Annotated in this window: 19 protein-coding genes; 3 read left to right on the top strand and 16 right to left on the bottom strand. The window is 44.4% G+C overall.

The window, feature by feature from the left end; genetic code table 11:
* Nucleotides 1-38 precede the first annotated feature (38 nt).
* The 11 genes from WJR50_RS13400 to WJR50_RS13350 form a co-directional block, all read right to left on the bottom strand.
* Nucleotides 39-548, bottom strand: coding sequence for a hypothetical protein (locus WJR50_RS13400; RefSeq protein WP_341293794.1), 510 nt, complete (start codon nt 546-548; stop codon nt 39-41).
* Between the two features lie 789 nt (nt 549-1337).
* On the bottom strand, nt 1338-3665 hold the full coding sequence (locus WJR50_RS13395) for a GMC family oxidoreductase N-terminal domain-containing protein (RefSeq protein ID WP_341293793.1): 2328 nt from the start codon (nt 3663-3665) through the stop codon (nt 1338-1340).
* Nucleotides 3619-5421 carry a metallophosphoesterase gene (locus WJR50_RS13390; RefSeq protein WP_341293792.1) on the bottom strand — a complete coding sequence of 601 codons (1803 nt, stop codon included), beginning with the start codon at nt 5419-5421 and terminating at the stop codon, nt 3619-3621. Before WJR50_RS13390 ends, WJR50_RS13395 begins: the two co-directional genes overlap by 47 nt.
* 10 nt (nt 5422-5431) lie before the next feature.
* On the bottom strand, nt 5432-6871 hold the full coding sequence (locus WJR50_RS13385; protein WP_341293791.1) for a patatin-like phospholipase family protein: 1440 nt from the start codon (nt 6869-6871) through the stop codon (nt 5432-5434).
* Complete coding sequence (locus WJR50_RS13380; protein ID WP_341293790.1) at nt 6858-7277, bottom strand: DUF4345 family protein; 420 nt, start codon at nt 7275-7277, stop codon at nt 6858-6860. Before WJR50_RS13380 ends, WJR50_RS13385 begins: the two co-directional genes overlap by 14 nt.
* Entirely contained in the window at nt 7264-7650 is a 387-nt protein-coding gene (locus WJR50_RS13375; protein WP_341293789.1) for a patatin, read from the bottom strand. The genes WJR50_RS13380 and WJR50_RS13375 overlap by 14 nt, the downstream gene beginning before the upstream one ends.
* Before the next feature lie 3 nt (nt 7651-7653).
* Complete coding sequence (locus WJR50_RS13370) at nt 7654-8169, bottom strand: hypothetical protein (RefSeq protein WP_341293788.1); 516 nt, start codon at nt 8167-8169, stop codon at nt 7654-7656.
* A gap of 92 nt (nt 8170-8261) precedes the next feature.
* Nucleotides 8262-9185 (bottom strand): acetoacetate decarboxylase family protein, encoded by a 924-nt coding sequence (locus tag WJR50_RS13365; protein ID WP_341293787.1) that lies wholly within the window; start codon nt 9183-9185, stop codon nt 8262-8264.
* On the bottom strand, nt 9134-10249 hold the full coding sequence (locus WJR50_RS13360; protein WP_341293786.1) for an esterase: 1116 nt from the start codon (nt 10247-10249) through the stop codon (nt 9134-9136). The genes WJR50_RS13365 and WJR50_RS13360 overlap by 52 nt, the downstream gene beginning before the upstream one ends.
* A gap of 105 nt (nt 10250-10354) precedes the next feature.
* Entirely contained in the window at nt 10355-14464 is a 4110-nt protein-coding gene (locus WJR50_RS13355; RefSeq protein WP_341293785.1) for a PDC sensor domain-containing protein, read from the bottom strand.
* Between the two features lie 398 nt (nt 14465-14862).
* On the bottom strand, nt 14863-15372 hold the full coding sequence (locus tag WJR50_RS13350; RefSeq protein WP_341293784.1) for a hypothetical protein: 510 nt from the start codon (nt 15370-15372) through the stop codon (nt 14863-14865).
* Between the two features lie 739 nt (nt 15373-16111).
* On the opposite strand from WJR50_RS13350, the gene WJR50_RS13345 reads away from it, so the two are divergent.
* Together WJR50_RS13345 and WJR50_RS13340 are read left to right on the top strand one after the other, a co-directional pair.
* Complete coding sequence (locus tag WJR50_RS13345; RefSeq protein WP_341293783.1) at nt 16112-16738, top strand: PQLLE family protein; 627 nt, start codon at nt 16112-16114, stop codon at nt 16736-16738.
* A 153-nt stretch (nt 16739-16891) separates the two neighbouring features.
* A complete protein-coding gene (locus WJR50_RS13340) occupies nt 16892-17275 on the top strand; it encodes an endonuclease domain-containing protein (RefSeq protein ID WP_341293782.1) in 384 nt (127 codons plus the stop codon).
* A gap of 149 nt (nt 17276-17424) precedes the next feature.
* Here WJR50_RS13340 and WJR50_RS13335 read toward each other — a convergent pair whose 3' ends face one another.
* Nucleotides 17425-18333 (bottom strand): SDR family oxidoreductase, encoded by a 909-nt coding sequence (locus WJR50_RS13335; protein ID WP_341293781.1) that lies wholly within the window; start codon nt 18331-18333, stop codon nt 17425-17427.
* A 257-nt stretch (nt 18334-18590) separates the two neighbouring features.
* Here WJR50_RS13335 and WJR50_RS13330 point away from each other — a divergent pair, with 257 nt between their 5' ends.
* Entirely contained in the window at nt 18591-20129 is a 1539-nt protein-coding gene (locus tag WJR50_RS13330; protein WP_341293780.1) for an N-acyl-D-amino-acid deacylase family protein, read from the top strand.
* Between the two features lie 25 nt (nt 20130-20154).
* Here WJR50_RS13330 and WJR50_RS13325 read toward each other — a convergent pair whose 3' ends face one another.
* The 4 genes from WJR50_RS13325 to WJR50_RS13310 form a co-directional block, all read right to left on the bottom strand.
* Nucleotides 20155-20712, bottom strand: coding sequence for a thioredoxin family protein (locus tag WJR50_RS13325; RefSeq protein WP_341293779.1), 558 nt, complete (start codon nt 20710-20712; stop codon nt 20155-20157).
* 124 nt (nt 20713-20836) lie between these two features.
* Nucleotides 20837-21934, bottom strand: coding sequence for a DUF6544 family protein (locus tag WJR50_RS13320; RefSeq protein WP_341293778.1), 1098 nt, complete (start codon nt 21932-21934; stop codon nt 20837-20839).
* 90 nt (nt 21935-22024) lie between these two features.
* Entirely contained in the window at nt 22025-22603 is a 579-nt protein-coding gene (locus WJR50_RS13315) for a vWA domain-containing protein (protein WP_341293806.1), read from the bottom strand.
* Between the two features lie 2 nt (nt 22604-22605).
* Complete coding sequence (locus WJR50_RS13310; RefSeq protein WP_341293777.1) at nt 22606-23166, bottom strand: hypothetical protein; 561 nt, start codon at nt 23164-23166, stop codon at nt 22606-22608.
* Nucleotide 23167 lies beyond the last annotated feature (1 nt).

Raw genomic sequence — 23167 nt, 5'->3', positions numbered from 1 at the left:
CTAAACTTGAAAGAGAAAGACGGTAATGTTAACCTTTTTCAATACTCATTTACCTGATCTAACAAATAAACAGTTAAATCTTCATCCTCCAATTCTGATATCAGTTCAGCCATTTTATATTTTCTTTTCCAAATTGCTGTAGCTGATAATACACTAGCTGCCAATACAGAATCCCACATTTGATTTTTTACCAGATCAATCAATTGGGGAAGCTGATCCAGGGCTGTTTGATATTCATCTTTAAATTCAGGTGGAATACTAACAGCACCATTAACTCTTGATAATTCTACAGCCGTGATGAAAGCAAATACTTGATAGTTTGCTCTATTTTTTATTTTATAAATTCTGATGAGTTGAGGAATGGTAAGTAAAGAAGCAGTTCCTATATCTCCCTGATGATACAACTCTTGCCAAAGCTCTTCCCATATCAAGTCTTCATCTTTTTCATTATCCACTCTTTCAAGTTTTTTTAATGCAATTGAAGGATCATAAAATATTTGATACCCCCCTGTCAGATTTCTCCAGATTGAATCATCTAAGTTTCTCATTTTATAGTGCTTACTAATTGTCCCCACATTTTACTTCCTGTTTATTCTCTACACGTACTCTTTATAACCAAAAAGATACAGCAATTTCAAAATTTTACCAATCCCGGCAAAAGCGCATTTTTAGCGTAGCTCATTTTTCTGCTTTGCGCCTTTTTTGGGGGCGTAAGAAGGAGGTGATTTTCCTTTCATCGGGTAGGAAAAATGGCAAAACGCTGCTGCATGTCCATTGAAATGACTGATTCAGTCAGGATGCGGTGCTACATGTCCACTGAACTTACATATTCAGTACACCCGCAGCGTCGTTTGTCCACTGATCCAGGTGGATTGGTGCTCTTGCAGCACTGTTTCTCCACTGATCCAGGTGGATCAATGGACTTGCAGCACTACATCACTACTCATCCAGGTGTTTCAGTGGGTTTGCAGCACTGCATTGCCTTTAAAAGGAGTCATTCAGTCCATGTGCAGCATTACATGGACAGTGATTTTCTGTAAAGGTAAGTTTTGCGGCTTTCCGGAGCGTAAAAAATTAAAAGTATTGATCGTCAGCCTTTAAATAAGATTACAGATCTGGCAAATCTTAGTATGTGATTAGCGCCTTATTATGTCATTGGTAGGAATCTTTTTAAATCTGGCATTGATATATTTTATTTGAGATCAAAGCGCTAAATTGAATAACGCTAAATACGTTTCTTATCCAACAATCAACAAGTTTCTTCCTGAATGAGCAATATATAGCACGTTTACCTACGCTAATCACATACAAATCTTTGAGATTTGCCAGATCTCAGTCTACATCACATAAGTATCCCAGACGGAGCCGGCGAAGAGCTTGCCGAATTTGGCTACGGCAGCGGTAGCGTCCAATGCACTCTTAGGATGCAGGGCTTTCATGGTGGTCATCTGTTTAGCGAAGTCTTTTGGCTTGATTTTTAGCATGCCTTTGCCTGCTAATACTCCCTTTTCATCTCCTCCTTCATACACACTGATGTAAAGCACAGTAGTATCTTTCCATACATCAAATCCTTTGTCATCGTGTATGTCTTTGTAGCCCCGGAAGTAATAGGTTTTACCCTCCCGGCTGTGCATCCGCATGCGGTAGTCCATCTTCTTACGGTCTTTGTCCTCCGGATCGGTTATGAAGAGGTTAAACCTTCCCTTACTAACAGTCAGCGGATGCTCGCTAAGGGCAGGCGCGTTTACGGTGCCCATCATTCCGGCTTCATGCGCTGCCTCTTCTACAAACCGGTCAATATCATCGCTTTGTATGGTCAGGGTAAAGTCAAAAGGTGAACCAGATCTTTCTCCGGTCGCATAAGCCTTTTGATAATCCCCTATCTCTTCGGTAGAGAAGAATCCTGTCATCTTTTCGGTAAACTGTATGCCAGTAGTAGGCTCTTCTTTCGGCTTATCGGCAATCTCGGGGAAGGCATAATCCAGCTGGCAGCCCATTTCTTTGGCAATAAGCTGGCAATTGCGCTCCGCCAGTCCTGAAATGGTGAGCAAAGGGTTGGTACCTACGGAACGGGGAATGATGGCACCATCCATGACGTACAAACCTTGATGTAAAGCTTTGCCCTGCTTGCCGGAGAAGACCTCTCCTTTGTGGTCTACCACACCCGTTTCTGCGCTTTCGCCCATCACACAGCCTCCCAACGGGTGTACGGTGACAAGGTCATAATCCATAAGCTTAGTGAAAGTTGGATTTCTGACGTATGAACCTCCCAAAGCTTTGGTAGCCTGGTGTAGCTTCTCTCCTACCTGATTGAATATCTTCTGTTTCCCCACGCCTTTCCAACTGATTTCAATATGGTCCCCTTGCAGGGACATTTTGCCGCTGGAATCGTCATGGGCCATCACTAAATACACCTGTGTATTGTTCAAGGCTCCGGAATATGGCCCCATCACCATGCTTTGCAGTTCGCGCCACTTCTCTTTGAAGAAGTCCGAGAGATTGCGGTCGGTATCCTTGCCAAAGATACGGGTAAAGTGCACGATGGAAGACAAAACGACTTTGCCAATGGCTCCGGGGATGCTTCCTTCTTCCACCGTCATGCCTTCTTCCAGCTTTTCTTTATTGCGTATGTCAATGACGCTGGTGATGCAGGGGCCCACATCGCCCATCTCTTCTTTTTTCAGGATTTTGCCTATACCTCTGACAGGCGCATCACAGTTGTAGCCAAAGCCCAGCACATCCCCATTGCCGGTAAAGCGCTCTCCCAGCATATCCGAGACTGAAAGTCCCTGTTTGGCCGAACGAAGGAGAATCTCGGTACTTCCCAAAGCACCTGCACCCAGGAATACCTTTTGCGCACGAACAAATAGGGCCGGAGCATCAAACTTTTCTCTTCCGCTGCCCAGCACGTCAAAGTGTACCAGCCAGGAATCACCTTGTTTTTCAACATATTTGACCGCCACTTCGGTAAATATCTCCGCCCCGTGGTTCTTGGCATCGGGCAGATAGTTCATCTGCGTTGTATTTTTGGCAGTATGATTACAGCCACTCACACAGTCGCCACAATTGTTGCAGCTTTTCTGATGCACACCTACATGGTTTACCTGCTCTTTGAAGTTAACATTGATGTCTAAGAGCCGGAACTCCTCATTCATAGCTTTGGCAGAAGTACGCATACCTTCGGTCTTGGCCAGAACCTTATAACCATTCTCTCCTTCCGGATAAGGGTTAGGTTTCAGCATATCACGGGCACGGGCAATGCCAAAGTCCAGCGAAAGTTTGTCTTTACGCAGCGCTTCCGGCCACTTGGGATCATCAAACACCCTGTCTTCTGCCTCTATGGAGACATTGGCGTTGATCAGTGAGGTGCCTCCCAGTCCACAGCCCTTGAGTACGCTGATATCTTTACCTACCACAAAATCAAAGAGGCCGTTTTCGGTACCAATGTGTCTTTTACCTTTTGCGATATGCATTTCTTTGGCCGCATCTGTCATAGAAGAAGGAAATTCTCCCGGCAAAAACTCCTTTCCTTTCTCCAGCAGGCAGACAGATTTGCCACAGCGGGCCATTCGTGAAGCGGCAATGCTTCCTCCGTATCCTGATCCTACGACTACGACATCATATTCGGGTTTTAAGTTGCTCAGTAGACTTGACAAGCGTTTCATGGCGGTTGAATTTTATGTGTATAGGCTTTTCTATAAGTTCATATTTGATAGGCTTCCCTTCAAAGCGTGGCTTTTCTCTTGTCCCCCTGTTTTTCCAATGACGAATAACTCTTCTCACGCCTATGGGATAAATGGTCACCCCTTGTGCGGTGATGTGGAAGCGTAGAAAGTTCTTGTAAGATGTGCCTCTGAAGGATGAAAAAGATTCGGTAGGATGGGACTGAAAGATCAATGAGCTGATCAGTAGGTAAACTCCGAAGATGAAACCCGCGGATAGCGCGCCGATGGTCAGCATCTCAGTCACAAAGAGTAAAGTATAGAGCAGTGAGGCAATTCTCCATTCATGCATCTGGTTATAGATTTCTCCAAACGATTCACCGGTAAGCAAAAGGGAGTTGACACGGGAAAAGAGCCAAAGCAATACGTACAGATTGACCATATGCGCCACCCCGTGGAATACACCGGCTATCCAGTTCCACTTACCGCGCCCAAAAGAGGTATCGGTAAAGCCCAGCACTCCCACGATGAGGATGAGGTTCATGATAATGCCAAAAGGGTTGAGTACCAGCGCATCATTGACGATAAGAAACACTTCTCCCAGATTTTCTAAGCGGTATGGTACTTTTGAAAGCTGGCTGGTGATGGTAGTATCAGACATGCTTTGCAGAAACCAGATGATAAAGAGGTAGATAAAACTCAGCGTCATAGACATCTCCCGGTTCATAAATGGGAACAGCAGGTTTTTGAAAGCCATTTTCCGGGATTCTGTCCTTGAGGGATAAGTTCTCTTGAGTACTGCATGATGTTCATCGGCAGTGATCAGGTCATCTTTGAGGATATGCGTGGGATGCATGAAAGCACCGCCTCCCCCGGCAGTGATCAGGTGCCCTCCCCCCTGATCTTCCAGAACTTCATAGCGGGAGTAGTGATGCAAATCACCGGAAATGGTTGCCAGTAGTTTAAGCTTTTTATCTGGGCAATTTTTACGCTTTTTATCCTTCAGCAGTATATGTCTTTCAATGAAAAACTTGAGGTTATCGTAGGTATCGTTGCTCTTGTCAATGGAATCAAAGATCCAGGCGGGTTCGGCAGTACAGAGGATAATGGTATCTCCGTCTTCCATCTCATCATTCACGATTTCGGTAAAGTATTCGCGCTGCGGACGGTCAATATCAGCATGCAGTTGTACGTCTATGCCCCACAGCCAGCAGCGATGTGGCAGCTTGATGGCGAAGTAGCTCCGTTTCTGCCGGGTAAGCCAGTTACCAATGGCTCTGTCCTGACAAAAGAGCTTGATAAAATTGGTCAGCCCATCATACCAGTCGTGGTTGCCGGGAATAGCATAGAGGTGCGGACGGTCTTCATCATCTTGTTGCCAGGGAAAAGCCGCGTTATATGGCCCCTGCATACGGTTTTTATATTCAATGACTTCAGGTGTCGGATAAACTTCATCACCTCCCATGATAAGGATTTCTCCTCTTTGAATTGCTTTGCCTTCTACGTTGAGAGAAGGTTGGGCGAGTAGGTGTGCCATAGTGTAGGTGGCATCAAAGCCATCACCGATATCAGCGATATAATCTACCCAGATATCTTCTTTGTCAGAATAATCATAGGATTCGTTGGCACTCAGGGCCGCCTGTATTTCCCTTTTGTCGGCAAAGTTTCCGAAGAGAGAAGAAACCACTGTTTTGAGGCCGGTAGCGGCCAGAAGTCTCACATTGTACCAGCGAACCATGGGTTGACGATCAAATTTCATAGATTAGGGGTTAAGCGTATAGTTTTTTTACCATCTGATATTTTTCTTTCCAGCGGATTCCCCCCTGTCCATTGTTCGTCAGCTTATTATTCAGTAGCTGTTTGATTCTGTTACCGGCAGCCTGTCGGAGAAAACCTTCGCTCAACATTTCCTGCCGATCATCAAAGAGTTTTAGCTTTACCTTCTTAAACTCAAGCCCCAGCAGCCAATTGGTCACTGAATGCATTTGAATGCTGGCCTTGAGCGTATAGTGCTTCTCACGATGGACAAAAGCGGAATCTATCTCAAGATAAGAAGCTTTGTCCTTTTTTATAATCCTGACTTTATTTTCTTTGGTGCAAATCTCCCTGCCGAAGGCTTCAACGGAAATACTGGAAACGGCGTAGATGGACAGCTTTTCGTCAATTTCCCTGACTGTAAAAGAAGGGTGATAAGCCATTGTACTTGTTTTTTCCTCAAATTTCAGACTGCCTTCATAGGCTTGACGAAAAGTAAACTGTCTGCCCGGCTCTTTCATGCGGGTGCTGTTGGCATCAAAAGCTACTCCCTCCGTTGGCATGCTTTCCAGATACTGCAAAGCATCCACATAGCCCATATTGATAAGGGTAGTGGTATCAATTTTGTTGAAGAAAAGGTCGGGATCCAGAGGCAGCGGATATTCCGGTTTGATGACATGCAGACGGATAGGTTTTCGTTTTCCGTAGGGAGAATCTCCGGCAGCTATTCTTTCATTCAAAGCTTTGATCTGGGCATACTCTTCCAGCAACCCTCCGTTGGCACTCATCTCAATCATGTGGACGTACTGATTGAAGAATCCGGGCAGATATTCCCGTGTATTGCCGATAGCCCAGACCAGCCATATCTCCTCTGCTCCTCTCCGCACTGCTTCCATCAGGTTGGCATCCTTGATCCAGACCGCATCGCTATACCAGTCATTTTTGATTTTGATGGCAGGCATAAAGATGGGTAGCGACACTCCGGCAATCAGGTGATCTTCAGTCACTTCCTGATGAGGAATGGCTTCAATGGTTTTGTGACTGAAATTACAGACATTGAAAGTAGCACAGACTTTATTATTCTCTCTGATTTTTTTCAAATTAATGCCCAGATGCGGGAACACTTTTTTTCGTATGCCATCTGCATCACCAAAGGCCGCCATACTGGCCAGCTTGAGGTAATTTTTGGCTGGACGCAGTGACATAAAACCGCTGATATCCAAACTACGCCAACGTTTACACATCTCATCCGCTTCCAAGCCTGAGGCTAACATTCCTGCATTGAAAATACCTCCTGAAGTACCATCCACATGCTGAAACTGCAAGCTATTCTCCTGCAAAGCCTGTAACACTCCTGCCTGATAGGCCAACCTCACTCCTCCTCCGGCGAGTATCAGCGATCTTTTCGGCTGATTATGATCATGTTGCAGTTGTATGAGCTTAGGCAGTGACATAGGCTTGTATGCTTTGACGACTGTACAGATAAATGAAAATAAATCCAATGATTTCGTAAACCATAAAGAAGTACATCATCCAGTTGGGTGAGCCTTCATAAACCAATGATGCTACTCTGGCAAGTATACCCGAAGCCATGATGATCAGGAACAAGCTGTTGAACTTCTTTTGTGTGAAAATCTCTTTGGTAAACAGTAGGGCAAATAAGCCAAAGCCAAACTCTAATGCTCTCAGGAAACGGTACTGACTTAGTAAGTTATTTCGTACATCTTCTGATAAACTACTGATATCCAGCCCCATCAGCAGAGAAAAATCCAGATGTGCGTTGAAGAACGCACCCCAGATACCTGCCAGGCATACCAGCCCGATATAGGTGTAAAAGAAAAAGTAACTAATGAATTTCACGGCTACGCAGATTTCTTAGATAGTATAAAAAAAGCAGGCCCGAAAAAAGATCAAAAATGGCTACTCCGGCAGCAATGGGAGAAAATATCTCAGAAAAGACGCCCAAACTTACTGCTGCGAATGCTCCGATCTTCTGAAACGCTGCCCATAATATGGCCACATCGTTGGGATAAGCACTGTAGATCGCATGCAGCACCATGCCGCCAAAGAGCGCCATAAACATGCCTACAATCGCAAAGAAGTGCATAGATGTAACCGTTACACTTGCTCCGATAAACCGTAGCACAAATTCAGGAGCAACTACTTGCGTGAGTCCTGAAATTACAGTTATCACAGAGATAAGAATAACAAGAAGGCTAATGTACTTTTTCATACACTAAGCCGCCTCATAAGATACCTCACGCTGCTGTGGCTGCTGGTTTTTCTGCCGGGCTTTGGCGATAAAGAAATACATGGTAATGCACCACATAATTGTAAGGATCACCCAGCGTACATCATTAAGAAACATCCACTCAGTAAGGAGTGAGCCGAGTTCCTGTGGATCAGTTACTCCTGCTTTAAACTTATCATTCACTCTTTCAATAAACAATTGCTGCACAATGACTGGCGCCAGCAGGCCAACGATCCAGGCCAGCGGTACCCAACGGAATTTCGTCTTCCACTCACTGATCAGCATGATCACAATGGCCACTGCCATGATCGGAATGGTAATAAAGAAAAATTGTGTGGCTGTATCCGTGATGGGAATGATTGCGTCATAATAATTATCTACATTTAAGGTAGAGGGATAATTTGGAAACCAGAAGAAATGTAGTGACCAGAAAAGCCCTAAATAGATAGATGCGCAAAAAAAGATGTAGGCGTTGTTGATGTCTAGCAGTGTTCTTTTCATTTTTTTAGAGATTAAAGATTACAAACGGTCGCCGTGCGATTTGAAATTGCAGATTATTCATCCATTCATCATCACTCATTAAGCATTAATCATTAAACCTTACTCATCACTTCTTTTTTCCGTTCTGCCCCTATCCGGTACTGCTCATAATCTGTAAATGCAGGAGCGGGCAGCCATTCTTCACTCAGTCCCAGATCAAAAACGGTTTCAAAACCTTCCGTCATTTGTGCAGGCGGTTCATCATAGGTCATGAACCAGCACTGAAAATGATCATCCAGTACACCATTAGCTTCGGGCATGAACATGGTGAAGAAAGGGTCAGGCGTGATCTCCAAATCTCTGAGGTAAGAGACATTGGGATGGTCACCGATGTAAAGCCTCGCATTGGCTTTGCTGAATAAGTTAATGCCTACCTTAGATTCAAAGTAGATATAGGAAGCCATCAGCATGTTACGATAACGACAGTAGTTGGTCGTACCTACATTGATCTTAAAGCTGGGCGACTTGGGTCGGTCAATTTCAATACGAAAAGCAAACTGACCATCTTTCTCATACTGGCTGGAAACCATTTCATCGCTAATGATAAAATCCAGATTCGCCTGATGTTTGGGCATGCCCCAAATCCCTTTACCTCCTTTGACCGATACTTCCGAACTTACCGGCAGGTCTAGTATGTATTGGCCGGTACCGAAAGTCTTCATCATCATCGCAGGCAATAAGGGCGGTGCGGGTTTACGTCCGTGTGTACAGGCAATGGCAATGCTATATTCTATATACTTACCAATGCTGGTATCCAGATAATTGATTACCGTGATGAGCAGCACTGCTTTGCCATTGGGTAACTTCATCGCATGCAGTTCATTACCGGGCAGCAGGGCGTTTGCTTTCTCATAGTCACAGGAGAAGCCTGCCATCAGAGATGGAGAGTTTTTGGCATAAATAGGCATCTTATAAGGAATACCATCTACGAGTGCGTACCGGTCCCGGTACCGCTTGATTCTTTTGGGGATGGCCATGATTGTGTTTGTTTAGGTTGTAGTTCTTGCTTGAGTTCTTTGAGCATGATAGGGAATACATCACGATGGGCATTTTTACCGAAAAATACATCCAGGTGACTATAGCCTTTCAGAATATATAGCTTATGGATTCCCGGCTGTATACTTTCCAGGTAGTCATAAGTTTTCTGCTGGCTCTCCGGTAGGAAGCACCGATTCTTTTCTCCTCCGAAAAGGACTACCCTGGCATGAAGCTTAGGGGGTTGAGATAAATAGGTCCTCATTATCTCATCCTGATTGTCAGCGGAGGCTAAAACTCCTCTTCTCACACATTTCCTGATGTGGTCAAAAAAGCTTAAGGGGACCTCTGCAAATTCATGCTGTATCCAGTCCTTGGTAGTTTCATCCAGATTTTCAAGTCTCCATAATGCCGGAAAGCCCGCGCCATAAGTGAAACTTACAAATTTGCCTACAAGGGTATCATCTTCCCGATGGCTTAGCTTTACCAGAAAGCGCAGTATCTTAGATTTGAGATCAGGTGCATATATACCCCACTGTGGATTAAGGTATTTGAACATCAACTTCACAATAGGCACGAAAACATTCAACTTGAAAACCGAATAGCGAGGTACTACCGGGTGAAGGGAAACGGCATTACTAATAATCACTTTGACTTCAGGAATCAAGCCTAGTACGGCAGAAATCATAAAGCTGGTACTTCCCTGACAATGGATGATGGCTGTGATCTCTTTTGCTCCGCTTTCCTCCAGCACTTTCTTTACTGCCGCAGGATGGTCATAAAGTGCAGCCTGGTCAAGATCCCATTCATTGGGCAATAGATCAATGCTGGCCCGCCAGTTTTCCAGCCACACATCGTAGCCTTCTTCTATCAGCATATGAATGAGGTTCTTTTCGGTCGGCGGATTGAAAATATCAGCTCTTACACCGGCTCCGTGGACTAAAAGAATTGGCGTTCGCACTCGCTGTGAAGCTTGATCGTCATACGAGCTATCTACAACATGTTTCAGGTTGCAGAAAAACCCGTCACGACTAGTAAAGGGCACAGTTTCAAACTGTATAGACATAATCTTTGTGGTTAGGCATGATTAAGTTACTGATTTCATCAACTAAATTCAATGGCATAGCCTTGACTTCATTTTCTAGTCCGTTCTTATGATCACAGTTTGTTGTCATACTGCACTGCTCAGTTTACTTTTACCGCTGATTGAGCTAAACAAACCACTAAAGCGTAACAAATATGGAATAGCAGTAGCAAGACCTGCCAGCAATGCTACAAACTGACTGATGATCTCTTTCTGCGACAAGGATACGAATACAATCAGGCTAACCAGCAGTATCAGGAAGATGGAACTGTACAAACTCCAGTTTCCGGAACGTCTCAGTTCTTTTTCCATCGCCAGTGACTCAGTCTCTTTGATGGTAGAGAGGATGAAGTTTCTAAAGCTTTCGTTCATCAGCATCAATGACTCCTGATAGTAAATCAATCCTTTTTCCAGCAGCTTCTTAAGCCCTCTTTCATTATTGGTATTGACAAAGCCATCCATCGCCAGGTCATACAGCAGGTACTTTTCTTCTTTGGAACAGGTATTCCAAAGCGAGTAATAGAAAGGTTGAGCCATGCTCTGTATTTTCAGTATAATTTCTTCCTTTACATCCCGGTGTTTGATTGGATCACTTTCTTTTTCCTGCTCAACTTTTTCCAGAGCAGGAGTAAGTACGACCTTATCCTCATCCCACTGCTGGGTAAACGCTTTCCTGATCCTTTTGAAGTACTGCTCGTTTACTCTAAACTCATAAGTTAATAGTTCTTTAATGCTAAAATCTTCAGCATATTTCTGATGCAATGTGTTTTCGTGTAGCAAAGAATAAAAAACCTTCACAAAACCTGCCAGTATGTCTTTCCATTTTGACATCTGTACCTCAAGCTCGGCCTTTTGCCCTTCATCCTCCATCTTTCCGATGCGCTCTTCGTAATGGTCAATAATCTGCGAGGGCGACAGGCGCGATACGATAATGATATTGTTTTGATTTCTGAGCAATCGCTCCACGATATCCAGTATCTGCTTATTGGCCTGCATATCTTCAATCACATAGCTGAAATGTTCAAGCACCACCTGGCTGTTCTTAATCTTAAGTACTTTGGCACATTCTTTTTCATCCAGCAGTTGAGGCACATCAAAGACTTGCAGATGCTTTTTGTTGTATAGCTGATGGGTACCCGCAAAAGGAAGGGCCACTACAAAGAGGTGCTTATGCCCTTCTTCTTTCACACTGTCGCTAAAATAATTGTCCAGGTAAGCATCATCAATTTCCATGGTCTGTAAATTGTTGAACAGTTTCATGGCAAAAAACTTATTGGTAGCAAAACGGATGACATAATAAACCGTCACCAAAAATGCTACCCAAATCAGGAGCAGCCAAAAGGTATTTTCCTCCAGATTTTCCCAGAGATAAGGAAAGTCAAATGCTCCACTTACCCCTGCCAGTACTTCATTCTTTTCGGATGCCTGATTTACACTATTATAATGCATACGAATGCCGTGTGTTTCACAAAGCTCAGTGCACCACTCCACTCCTCCTTTGGTAAATATAAAGCCATTGGAAGCCACAAACATATTGGTGAAAAACGGACGTCCGCGATGAAGTAAACTATCCCAACGGGGACGCAATTTAGTCTCTATTATCTTACACTCTTTACTGCATGCTTTAAAATTGAGCGTATCATAATAGTTACCTTCCCGAATGGCCAGCTTATAAATACTGTCCTGTTGATTATTACCTTCATTCACTATTATCTTATCCTTATACAATGTTTGCAGGGCCGCATTCCTGTTTTCTCTCGCTTTGCTGATCTCATAGAGTTCGTATTTGGTCCATATCTCCTGCTCCTGTACATAAGCTGAACTGTATAGAAAAAAGGCGGGAAGTATGCTGCTGATCAACAGATAGGTAGATAACATTCCCCAATAGGCATTCCTGAATCCCAGCTTAGTAGAAGGTAAAGTTAACTTCTTGTCTGTGCTCAGTGGATAATATAGAGGAAATGAAATCAATGCCACCAGCAATAAAACGATAAGGTTTTCTCCCCAAGCCTCAGTAATAAGACTGGTTACCACATAGAGGATGAGAGCCACAGCATATGTGACTGCCAGAATGATTTTACCTCGCTGTACTTTCTGCCTGGAATCCTCTTCCAGCATTACCCATCCACTGCAATTGCTAAAAATAACTGCGTATAAAAAGGAAGTTAATACCTGCAAGACTGTGAGATCAAAGTGGATATGGTATATCCATAATGCTATGGCCAGTATAATATTATACAGCATGATACTGAAGTAGCTTTCTTTATTCTCCATCACAGGCCACAGCCAGTCATAGTAAAACTCCTGCTTTTTAAGCTTAGAGGGCTTATGATCAAAGAGAGAAATAAGGTATAACTGAAAGAATGCGGTCGCACCTATGAGCAGAATGCAGAGAACACACAAGCTGATAAGCTGTAAGTAAGGGGATTCTATGTAAGCCTTGTCGTATTCTGTAACCAGCATCCAGGGGGTATGCTTCAGCGGCCTCATATGGATGATTCGGCTGTTTACTCCGGCATTGACTTGGGCATAAATACTATTCTTGCCGAAGATTGCAGAGCGCACTCCGCTGTGTTCGTCAATTTCTGCCAGAAAGTTTTCCTGCAGATTCTTCTCTTTGTCCGAATGAAAAAGCACATCTCCTTCCTGGTTGATCACGCAGTAGCTAAAGGCGGGCGGAAGCAAGGGGTCCATGAGCGCATGCAGGCGAATAGATGCCGCCATCACCTTTATATTTTCCAGGGTATCATGCTCCAGGATAATTTTGTCATGGGTAGAAGGCACAGAGATTACTGCCAGCTTCTCGGAGTTCAGCCAGGAGGTAATGGACTGTACATAAAAGGCTTTATGCGCTTTGATTGCATCCGAATGCCAGCCATTCTTATTGGCTATTTCATAAAAGTAGGGCCTTTCCTCAAAGTTTTTGGTTTCTATCGCTTTACTGATGTCTGTCTCGGTAGAAATCTGGTATCTCCACGTCCCCTTATCATCCATCCAGTAAAGATTTCTTAAAAATGCGTAGCTGTTGAGCTTCTGATGGAGCTTTTCGTACGCATAAAGATTAAGATGGGTAAAATCATGATTGCCTGACTCAGCATTTGCCACTTCTCCTAATTCTGCCATGAGTTGGCTGATACTTAGAAGCTCCTGCTCAAACTTTCCGTCTATATTATTTGATAAATCTTTCAACTGTACTTCTATATGCTTCAGGTCGGCCCGATAAGATGTCCCGAAGAGCATGAATAAAGACAGCAAAGAGGTACAAATGACAAATGAAGAAGTGGATAGTACCACGTCTATCCGGTGCAGACGCTCTATCGGGCTGATCAGAGAGAGCTTGATCAGTGGCAAAGCGAATATTAGAATCAATAATAGCACGGCAATCACGATGACGACCATATAAGGGATCATTTTGATATCCGCTTCAAAATTTTCAGCATTTACCAGGGCATAAATGGTCCAGACCTCATCGTTACTGTCCTGTAGGTTGGTAGAAAACAACTTATACTTAACCGCTGATAGCTGCATATTAAGTCCCGGCTCATATATTTCCGGGATCTTCTCCAACTGATCCAGTTTCAGCTTTACTTTTTGCTCTTCACCTCCATTGAGCAAACTATCTATATGAAAGTTACTACCGGAAGACCGGGCAGAGAGTTGTAAGAGTTCACCATCTACGGTATTATATGCCAGCGCATTCCCTTTAAAGAGCAGATAGTCGTCAAAGCGACGGGTTTTTTGGAAGGGTGCAAAGAAAGCGTCCACCGAAGCGGCCAGTTCTACACCACAGGTCCTGACATCTTCTTTGGAGTTTTCAGATGTATAAGGATACACGATATCTTTTGCCTCCTTGAAGGCGCTGTCAATGAAACGAAGGTTGGGATTGCCGGAAGCCTTGTCTAATTCCGCACTCAGCAGCTCAATCAGTCCTTTTCTGTCCGAAGTATCTTTACAATTTTCAAATATACTCCTGATACTATCCCTGACATAAATAGAATTGGCAGTCTTACGGTATACTTTGTCTTTCTCTTTGAAGTTTCTGGCAATCTGCTGCAGGTCCCTCACCCGTTTGGCAATCTGTTGCTCTTCTCTTGAAGGAAGATATACCCAAAAGTAATAAGCAAACAATGCCGCCAGCACCATGAGGGTGCCAAGAATAATGTACGAACGACGAGGCAGGTTAGAAAACAGTTTCATACTTAGGAACTTTGATTGAATCGCCTGTTTGCTTCTTTCAATAAATATATTCCGCTTTATGAATTAGTAGACTAACAATCTCTAATGTAACCCACTCAATCCAGAAACTTGGATAACTGCAATATCATAGCCCATATACTGTATTATTCCATGTATAAAGTGCTAAAATGACAGCCTGATCTCAGACTAGTTAAAAGCACTTAGCTGAATGTACGTAATTCAGCAGCCAATTTCAACTGATTAGTATTTACCATATTGCTTTATTTATTCCTATAAAGCCAATGCCTCTTCTTTGGAAGTGTTTATCATAGCAGAAGAAAGGTAAAACCAGCCTACCTCTCCTTATATCCAGACTTTACTCAGCCTGCAAGATGAGATGAGAAAGGCAAAAAGGAGTTTTAGTCTTCTACTTCACGTAGGGCTGTTACGGTCCGAAGCACTTCGTCCACAAACGCATGCAGATATTTGGGGATGGCATCTTTGTTGGTATCTATATAGTATTTGTGCATCGTGTTGCGGTGCACCGTTTCCACATAAATACCTCCCTGATCCATCACATCCGGCTCTCCGATTACCAGGCTGGTTTCGGCAAAGAGGTTTTCCGGTATATGCCTGATGAGGTCTTTGGCCAGTGCATATTGCTGCTCTGATACCGTGACAAAATGAATACCATAGGGAAAATCATTCACTTGGTAGGTGGGATATTGGGGCTCACTTGCTATATACAACTGTTTTTCATCAGGTCTCAGGCTGTAAATACTGACGCAATTGTCTGCACATTCTCCATAGTAAGTGCCAAAGGTCAGGTAATTTTCTATAGTAAGCCCACTGGCAGTCTCCTCTTCGCTACAAGCGCTCAACAGGATTACACTAAGCAGCAGAAAGCAGCACATCCATCTATTTTTCATTTTACTGAGATTATTTTTCACTTTAGACACGCTAAGTGTGGCTAAGGTTGGAAACAAAAAGGGAATAATTTGATTTCTTTTTCTCAAATTTCTTCTCCCCTGTCATCTCGCAGCAAAGTGCCTACCGTGGATCGGAGAGATCTTATTCGGCATGAAGATAAGTATTTGAAATTTCCAGGGGGTAAGGATGGCCTGAAACTCTTTCCCTTTTGATCATCCAAGCCTTTTTATTCCTCAATTCTTATAAGTATCGGTACATTTCTATATAACAAAACTTAAATATTACACGCTTCAAGATAAGTGTTATCTCAAATTAGGGGAATGCTGCCGGATCAGTATATTATAAATTTTTCAACAGATAAGGTATTTCATTAAATTTGATCACTTGAAATCCCAGAATTCATGCCATTTTAATGTTTAAATGCTTTTAATTCTACCCGATTCGTGGTATTTGAATGCTCAAATGCTTTGCTCACGTCAGAATTTGCTTCATTTGAGTATTCAAATGCGTTAATTCCTCAGCAAATCATTCCATTTGAACACCCAAATGCTCTTCTTTCCCTTGTTTTGGTAGCATTTGAACACCTCACTGCTTTTCTCTATTTCCTGAAATGCCCAATTGTCCACCTGAGTAACTGGCTCTTTTAGAAATTCCTCACATCACTCAATGTTAAATAAAAATAGTACAGTTATATATTAATAATATACTAAATTGTGTTGTATTTAAATTTATTCTTATATGACTGAATCTAATTTATTGTTTCTGGTGCCGCGTAGCATTTATGCCCTGCGCCAGGAAGCCGAGATCATGAAGCGGATGAACCAGCATGGCTGTGATGCCCGATTCATCAACGAAGGAGAAAAGATGCATCAGCTGGTGCAAAGCCTGGGCGAGCAGCAGGAAGATGCCCAGCGGAAGGCAAAGGAGGCTACCCAAACGCTCTGGGACACCCGCCAGTATATCCATGATCGTTATATGCTGCACCTGAAGCTGTCCAGGGTAGCCTTGAAAGATGATGCGGCCGCAGCCGAAAAGTTAGGCTTTAAAGGGATTCGCAAAACCAGGCTGAATGAATGGCTGCGGCAGACCAATCAGTTTTATCGTCACGCGCTGGAGTATGCTGATACCCTGGAGAAGTACAATATTCCCCGCCATGAGCTGGAAGAGAGTAAAACCCTCCTGGGCCAGTTAATAGCACTATCGGCTTTGCAGCAGAAAGCACAAAGTCAGGCGCAGCTCCTTACCCAGAAGAAGCAGGAGGAACTGACCCAGCTAGAGCGCTGGTACCGCAGGCTCATCCGGGTAGCACACATCGCCCTGGAAGATGAACCCCAGCAATTGGAAGCCCTGGGAGTGGTGGTCTGAGTTCCCATGCCACCGCACACCCTTTTATCCCTGAAGGGATTCAGCGCGCATTGACTTCTTCAGCATTTGATGGTGCGTAGGCTCCCCTCCCAGGGGATAAAGGGGTGTGCGAGGGGCAAAACTGATAAGCATCATGAATTTATTTAGCGCATTATGCAAAGAAAAATGTTTTACGGTGCCGGTCCTGAAATCTTTGCCAGAGCCAAAAAGCTCAGAGCGACATGCACTCCGGCAGAAATAGAAATGTGGAAGCATCTACGTGAAAGCCAATTGGGCTTAAAGTTTAGAAGACAGCATCCATTAGCCAATTACATTGCTGATTTTTATTGTCATAAGGTTAAGCTGGTGGTTGAGATAGATGGCTCCATTCATAAACTTCAACATATCAAAGCATACGATGAAGGTCGCACTTATGCGATAGAGCAGCTAGGCATCAAAGTATTGCGCTTTAGCAATGAGGAAGTATTTTCTGATATTGAAACAGTAATAGAGAAAATCAAAAATATAATGTCTGATCTCAGGCAAGAACCGGGCTAAGCTAAGCTGTTATTTTGAAGCTTAGAATCAGCGCTATTGATAGTATAGGAAGATAGCTACCCGTATATAAGACTGAAATACAAAAAAAGGTCTGCCGCAGCTATAAAGCCTTGACAAACCTTCATCATTAAACATCTATCGTTGATCTATTACATTGGCATTCTGCCGCCGGTAACTCCCATCACCTCACCGGTGATATAACTTCCTTCCTGAGAAGCCAGTAATACGTAAACGGGGGCAATCTCCGCGGGCTGTCCGGGACGTCCTAATGACGAAACCAAGCCAAAATTCTCAATCTTATCCTGGGGCTGTCCGCCGCTGGGCTGCAGGGGCGTCCAGAATGGACCGGGAGCCACCGCATTGACGCGGATTCCTTTTTCTGCTACCTGCTTAGATAGGGCTTTGGTAAAAGCCACAATAGAAGCTTTGGTTGGCGCATAATCCAACAGGTTGTCCGAAGGCTGATAAGCCTGAATGGAGGTAGTATTGATGATGGATGAGCCGGCATCAAGATGTGGCATGGCTGCCTTACATATCCAGAACAGGGAATACACATTTACCTTGAAGGTATTGTCAAACTGCTCGGTAGTCAGCTCATCAATAGACATCTGAGACGTCTGTCGTCCTGCATTATTGACCAATATATCCAGTCCACCCAGCTCATGCACTGCATCTTCTACCAACTGCTTGCAGAAGCTTTCATCAGCAAGATCGCCGGGTAGTGGAATCGCCTTTTTACCTTCCGCTTCCACCAGTTTGATTACTTCCTGCGCGTTTTCTTCTTCACTGGGCAGGTAGTTAATGGCAATGTCTGCCCCTTCGCGGGCAAAGGCGATCACCGTAGCACGGCCGATGCCCGAATCCCCTCCGGTGACCAGTGCTTTTCTGCCTTTCAGGCGGCCAAAGCCCTGATAACTACCCTCACCATGATCGGGCATGGGGTCCATTTTGTTGACTGAACCCGGAATAGGCTGCGGCTGGCGGGGGAAAGGAGGTTTGGGATATTGATCTACAGGATTTTGCTTCTCGTATTGGTTTTTTACTTTAGTATCACTCATCTTAAAAAATATATTTATGTTCAAAAAATAGCTGCATGCCTCATAGGACAGGTCAGCAAACTAATTTGTATAATACGATAGGACGATAATTGTTATCAGCATTTTCAAAAAAGGATGTATGTTTTTAAAATACATGTAAACGGCTGGCCTGATAATTCATTTTTCTCTATTTTGAGCCTATGAAAAGTAAAAAATTAGCACTCCCTGTCTTCAAAATATGCTTAAGTCTGATCTGCTGTATTTTTATCACCATTCCCATGCAAGCACAAACCTATGATGTATTGATTCGCAACGCCCGCATCATTGACGGGACCGGCAATGCCTGGTACGAAGGCGACATTGCCATTAAAAAGGACAAAATTGTCAAGCTGGGCGCATTGGGAGACCGCAAAGCCAAAAAGACAATTGATGCCAGCGGCTTGTATGCCGCTCCCGGCTTTATAGATGTGCATACCCATGTGGAAGAGAGCCTGCCGGAACGTCCTACTGCTGAAAATTTCCTATACGATGGGGTTACCTCCATCATCACCGGCAATTGCGGGGGTTCGGAAGAAGATCTGGGTGAATTTTTCCAGAAGATGAAGCAAAAAGGCATCTCGGTAAATCTCGCCTCCCTGGTCGGACATAATACGGTACGCAATGCGGTGCTGGGCTCTTCCAATCGTGCCCCTAGCGCCAAAGAATTAGGGCAAATGGAAGCTTTGGTAGCCAAAGCGATGGAAGATGGGGCGGTGGGGCTTTCTACCGGACTCATTTATGTGCCCGGCACCTATGCCGAGACTGATGAGGTAGTCGCATTGGCAAGGGTAGCTGCCAGATATCAGGGTACCTATGCCTCCCACATCCGCAATGAGGCCAATGAAGTATTTGAAGCCGTAGATGAAGCTGTGCATATTGGCAAAGAGGCTAATATTCCGGTAGAAATCTCCCATATCAAGATATCCAGTAAAAAAGCCTGGGGCAGAACTGACGAGCTGCTGCAAAAAATAGAAGATTATCGTGCTCAGGGCATAGATGTAACCGTAGACCAGTATCCTTATACCGCCAGTAGCACGCGATTAGGCGTATTGCTCCCTTCATGGGTCTTTTCGGGCGGTACCGATTCTTTGAGAGCACGACTGGCCGATGCTGAAATGCGCAAAAAGATCAAAGCAGAGATGCTGGAAACCTTGCAAAGTGTTGGCTTTGAAGATTACAGCTATGCCGTAGTGGCTAACTGCCCCTGGGAGGAGAAATACAGTGGCAAGAGCATAGCGGAGGTCAATCAGATGCTGGGCAATACTGCCGGAGCAGCAAATGAGGCAGAGACCATTATGGATATGATGGCTAAAGTAGAAGAAGGAGACCGGGTGCAGATGGTCTATCATAAGATGGACGAAAATGATGTGCAATACCTGATGCAATATCCCTTTACCATGATTGCCCGCGACGCTGGTGTGCCGGAAATGGGCAAAGGCGCACCCCATCCCCGTGCCTATGGTTCCTGCTCCCGAGTATTGGCCCATTATGTACATGAATTGGGTGTGGTAAGTCTGGAAGATGCCATTCGCAAGATGACTTCTTTGCCCGCCCAGCGTTTCCAGCTAAGAGACCGAGGCTTATTGCAGGAGGGCAAGGCCGCTGATATCGTACTCTTTGATCCGGAGAAGATCAAAAGCCCCTCTACCTTTGAAAGTCCGCATGCTTATACTGAGGGTATGGAGTATGTGATCGTCAATGGCAAGCCAGCGGTAGAAAAAGGCAAATACAATGGAGAAAGACCTGGCCAGATACTCAAAGGTCAAGGAGCTAAATAGTAAAACAGGGCTTATCAGAAAGATTTTAGGGTTTGGCTAAAGCGTAATCTTCTCTCTTTGCCATTTCTTTCTGTACTAATGCCTTAAGTTCCTGTTCACTCAGTGCTCCGGCATTTCTTTTTACCTCCTTTCCCTGATGAAATACAAGGATTTGCGGCAAGCCTTTAATTTTATAGCGTTTGATCAAATCTGCATTTTGGTCAGCATCTATTTTTCCTACAGCAATATGAGAGTTTTGTTGTGCGAAACTTTTCAAGGCAGGCTCCATCATCATGCAGGGACCGCACCAGGCTGCCCAGAAGTCTAAAACCACCCATTCATTCTCCTGCAAAGCCTGCTTGATATTTTGTGTATTGATCTGTAGCACCGTTTTGTCTTCCGCAGACACTTGGGAAGATGGCAGAAGCTTTTTCAACAACAGAAAGGGCAGCCGAAAGGCTGCCAGAAAAGTAGATAGAAAAAAAGTAAGATAGGCTATGCTCAACTTAAAGAAGTTTGGCAGGTTCTTTCGCGCCTGAAAGCGCTGTTCGGAAGTATTCTGGAAGTGTATGATTTTATCTCTAAACGAATTTGCCGTATACATGCTTGATTTTTTGGTTTCCAATCGTTTTCTTCTACCCTATTTGTATATAAAAAGGCTCAATTATTTCATAACAAATGGTTTTTTTTGAAAAACTCTTACAAAAGTCCACCGGTCACCAGCAAAGCTACAATTGTAGCTCTTGAAGATTATAGCGAATCTCTTTCACTTCCACTTTGTACCAATGGTAGTCGCCCTCCTTTAGTTTCCAATGGATACTTGCCCGGGCAGGCACAGCGACCCCCTCACATTCTTTAACTCCTTCCAGATGAATCACCCACCTTTCCAGGCTTGAACCACCTTTCTGATGGTAATAACGATCAGCTTCCACCCGAACTACATCCCCTTGTTCATTAAAAAAGAACAAAGCTTCGGCTGTGTTTTCTCCATAGTGCATGATGGCTTTGGCGGTCGTGGCATTTATACCTTCCCACGCAATATAATCACTCAGGGCAGCGGTAGGATACCATACCAGCTCACCCAGATAGCGCAACATAGCTCCCTGATCTATTTCTCCACCCTTCGCATCTTCAATTGGTACAAGTGAGAGTAACTTGATAAGCATATTTCCCTTCCCACTCGTATAATTATCCCGTGCGGCGATGGTCATTCCCATGGGCGCCTGCACTTCAGCCAGCCAGATAAAGCCTGCATCCTCTGTTCTGGTCCACTGCTTAGCTTCAAAGGGCGTCCATTTTCCCTCAGGACTTATGCGCATCTCCCCTGACTGCACAAAATAGGCTGATGTAATTGGATTTTTACCCAGCAGATGACTTCTTCTCAGCCATTTTTCCACAACCGGAGGTACATTGGCCAGCTGTTCGGCAGTAATCTTGCCTGTCTGCTCTGTTACCAGCGGAAAGAACCCTTTGACTTCCCTTTTGACAGAAGCATTAAACTGCCAATGGCTAAAACTCAGGACAATCCCAATCAGCAAAATGATATTCGCTACTGTTCCGAACTTGGCGTCTGACCAATAAAGGATGATGAGAACCTGAGAAAGTAAGAGAGCAAGTATACCAATCATCCACCACCATTCTTTTTTGAGCAGAAAAGCAATGGAAGTGACAATCAGGATTACCGCCGCCAATAGCCATGCGACTCCGGCAGCTCTGGAGATGTTCATACTCAGCTGACTGACTTCGGCAAGCTTAAAAGCTTTGACAAATCCCATCAGGTGGATCAATCCATGCAGTATCAATATGATGGCAAAAATGAGTCTCATAGCAGCAGAGTCTTTTACTTTCTTCTACGAAGCTACGGTATCAGAAAGAAGAAAAAAATGATATTCGTCAACCCTGCCTATGACATTTTGCTAGCCTTGTACCGTTCTAATACCCTGAGCAGATGCCCAGAGCCCCATATCCTGTTTTTGTAAAGCTGCCGCCATCAGGTCAGGAAACAAATCAGGGGAGCAGGCAAAAGCCGGAATACCGTGCTGTGCCAGAAATGCTGCATTTTGATGATCATAATAAGGTTTTCCATCATCATTCAAGGCCAGCAGAACCACTAACTGTACCCCAGCACCAGCCAGGGAAAGTACTTTCTTACGCATCTCCGTAGTATTACCACCTTCATACAAGTCAGTGATCAGCACCAGCACCGTATCGGCAGGACGTGTGGTAATCTGCTGGCAATAGCCGAGGGCAAGATTAATATCGGTACCTCCACCGAGTTGTACACCAAACAGCAGGTCAACCGGGTCCTGTAAATCTTCTGTCAGGTCCACAACGGCTGTATCAAACACCACCATTTTGGTACTGACCGCTGGCAAAGAAGCCATTACCGCACCAAAAATTCCTGAATATACGACGGAAGTTGCCATAGAACCACTCTGGTCTACACAAAGAATGATGTCTTTCATGGAAGAACGCCGCTTACGGCCGTAGCCAATCCTTACTTCCGGGATAATGGTTTTATACTCTTTCTGTAATGCTTTAGATTTTTGAGAATGGTAGCGTTCCAGTCAATTTCTGCATGGCGAGGTCTTCTGTTGCGTGCCGCACGGTTCAGGCTACCTGTGACAGCCTGTTGCATGGGTTGCGCCAGTTTCTGCATCAGTTGCTCCACTACTTTGCGTACTACTTCACGGGCAGTATCTTTGGTTTTCTCAGGGATCATCCGGCTCAGAGAAAGCAGGTTGGCGACCATGTGCACATCCGGTTCCACCAATTCCAACATCTCAGGCTCCATGAGAATACTTTTGAGGTTGAGTCTTTTGAAGGCATCCTGCTGCATCACCTGCACTACTGACTTGGGGAAATAGGTACGGATATCACCCAGCCAGCGGCTTACTTTGGGTGCAGAAGAACCCAGCCCACCGCTGCGTTCTCCTTCATACAGTGCTGCCAGCACCTGATCCATCTGCTGCAGATCGCCGCTCAGCTTGACATCTGTTCCATCGGCCTGATCACCACCCAGCATGAGGCGCCATCTTTCTAAATTTTTATCTTCCATC

This window comes from Catalinimonas locisalis (genome assembly GCF_038039535.1).
GTDB lineage: Bacteria > Bacteroidota > Bacteroidia > Cytophagales > Cyclobacteriaceae > Catalinimonas.
This window is presented reverse-complemented; position numbering and strand designations above follow the sequence as displayed.

Coding starts and splice junctions, on each gene's coding strand:
- WJR50_RS13360 (WP_341293786.1), bottom strand. CDS start 10,249: ATGTCTATACAGTTTGAAACTGTGCCCTTTACTAGTCGTGACGGGTTT.
- WJR50_RS13340 (WP_341293782.1), top strand. CDS start 16,892: ATGCAAAGAAAAATGTTTTACGGTGCCGGTCCTGAAATCTTTGCCAGA.
- WJR50_RS13395 (WP_341293793.1), bottom strand. CDS start 3,665: ATGAAACGCTTGTCAAGTCTACTGAGCAACTTAAAACCCGAATATGAT.
- WJR50_RS13370 (WP_341293788.1), bottom strand. CDS start 8,169: ATGAAAAGAACACTGCTAGACATCAACAACGCCTACATCTTTTTTTGC.
- WJR50_RS13345 (WP_341293783.1), top strand. CDS start 16,112: ATGACTGAATCTAATTTATTGTTTCTGGTGCCGCGTAGCATTTATGCC.
- WJR50_RS13320 (WP_341293778.1), bottom strand. CDS start 21,934: ATGAGACTCATTTTTGCCATCATATTGATACTGCATGGATTGATCCAC.
- WJR50_RS13400 (WP_341293794.1), bottom strand. CDS start 548: ATGAGAAACTTAGATGATTCAATCTGGAGAAATCTGACAGGGGGGTAT.
- WJR50_RS13365 (WP_341293787.1), bottom strand. CDS start 9,185: ATGGCCATCCCCAAAAGAATCAAGCGGTACCGGGACCGGTACGCACTC.
- WJR50_RS13385 (WP_341293791.1), bottom strand. CDS start 6,871: ATGTCACTGCCTAAGCTCATACAACTGCAACATGATCATAATCAGCCG.
- WJR50_RS13335 (WP_341293781.1), bottom strand. CDS start 18,333: ATGAGTGATACTAAAGTAAAAAACCAATACGAGAAGCAAAATCCTGTA.
- WJR50_RS13375 (WP_341293789.1), bottom strand. CDS start 7,650: ATGAAAAAGTACATTAGCCTTCTTGTTATTCTTATCTCTGTGATAACT.
- WJR50_RS13350 (WP_341293784.1), bottom strand. CDS start 15,372: ATGAAAAATAGATGGATGTGCTGCTTTCTGCTGCTTAGTGTAATCCTG.
- WJR50_RS13310 (WP_341293777.1), bottom strand. CDS start 23,166: ATGGAAGATAAAAATTTAGAAAGATGGCGCCTCATGCTGGGTGGTGAT.
- WJR50_RS13390 (WP_341293792.1), bottom strand. CDS start 5,421: ATGAAATTTGATCGTCAACCCATGGTTCGCTGGTACAATGTGAGACTT.
- WJR50_RS13325 (WP_341293779.1), bottom strand. CDS start 20,712: ATGTATACGGCAAATTCGTTTAGAGATAAAATCATACACTTCCAGAAT.
- WJR50_RS13355 (WP_341293785.1), bottom strand. CDS start 14,464: ATGAAACTGTTTTCTAACCTGCCTCGTCGTTCGTACATTATTCTTGGC.
- WJR50_RS13330 (WP_341293780.1), top strand. CDS start 18,591: ATGCAAGCACAAACCTATGATGTATTGATTCGCAACGCCCGCATCATT.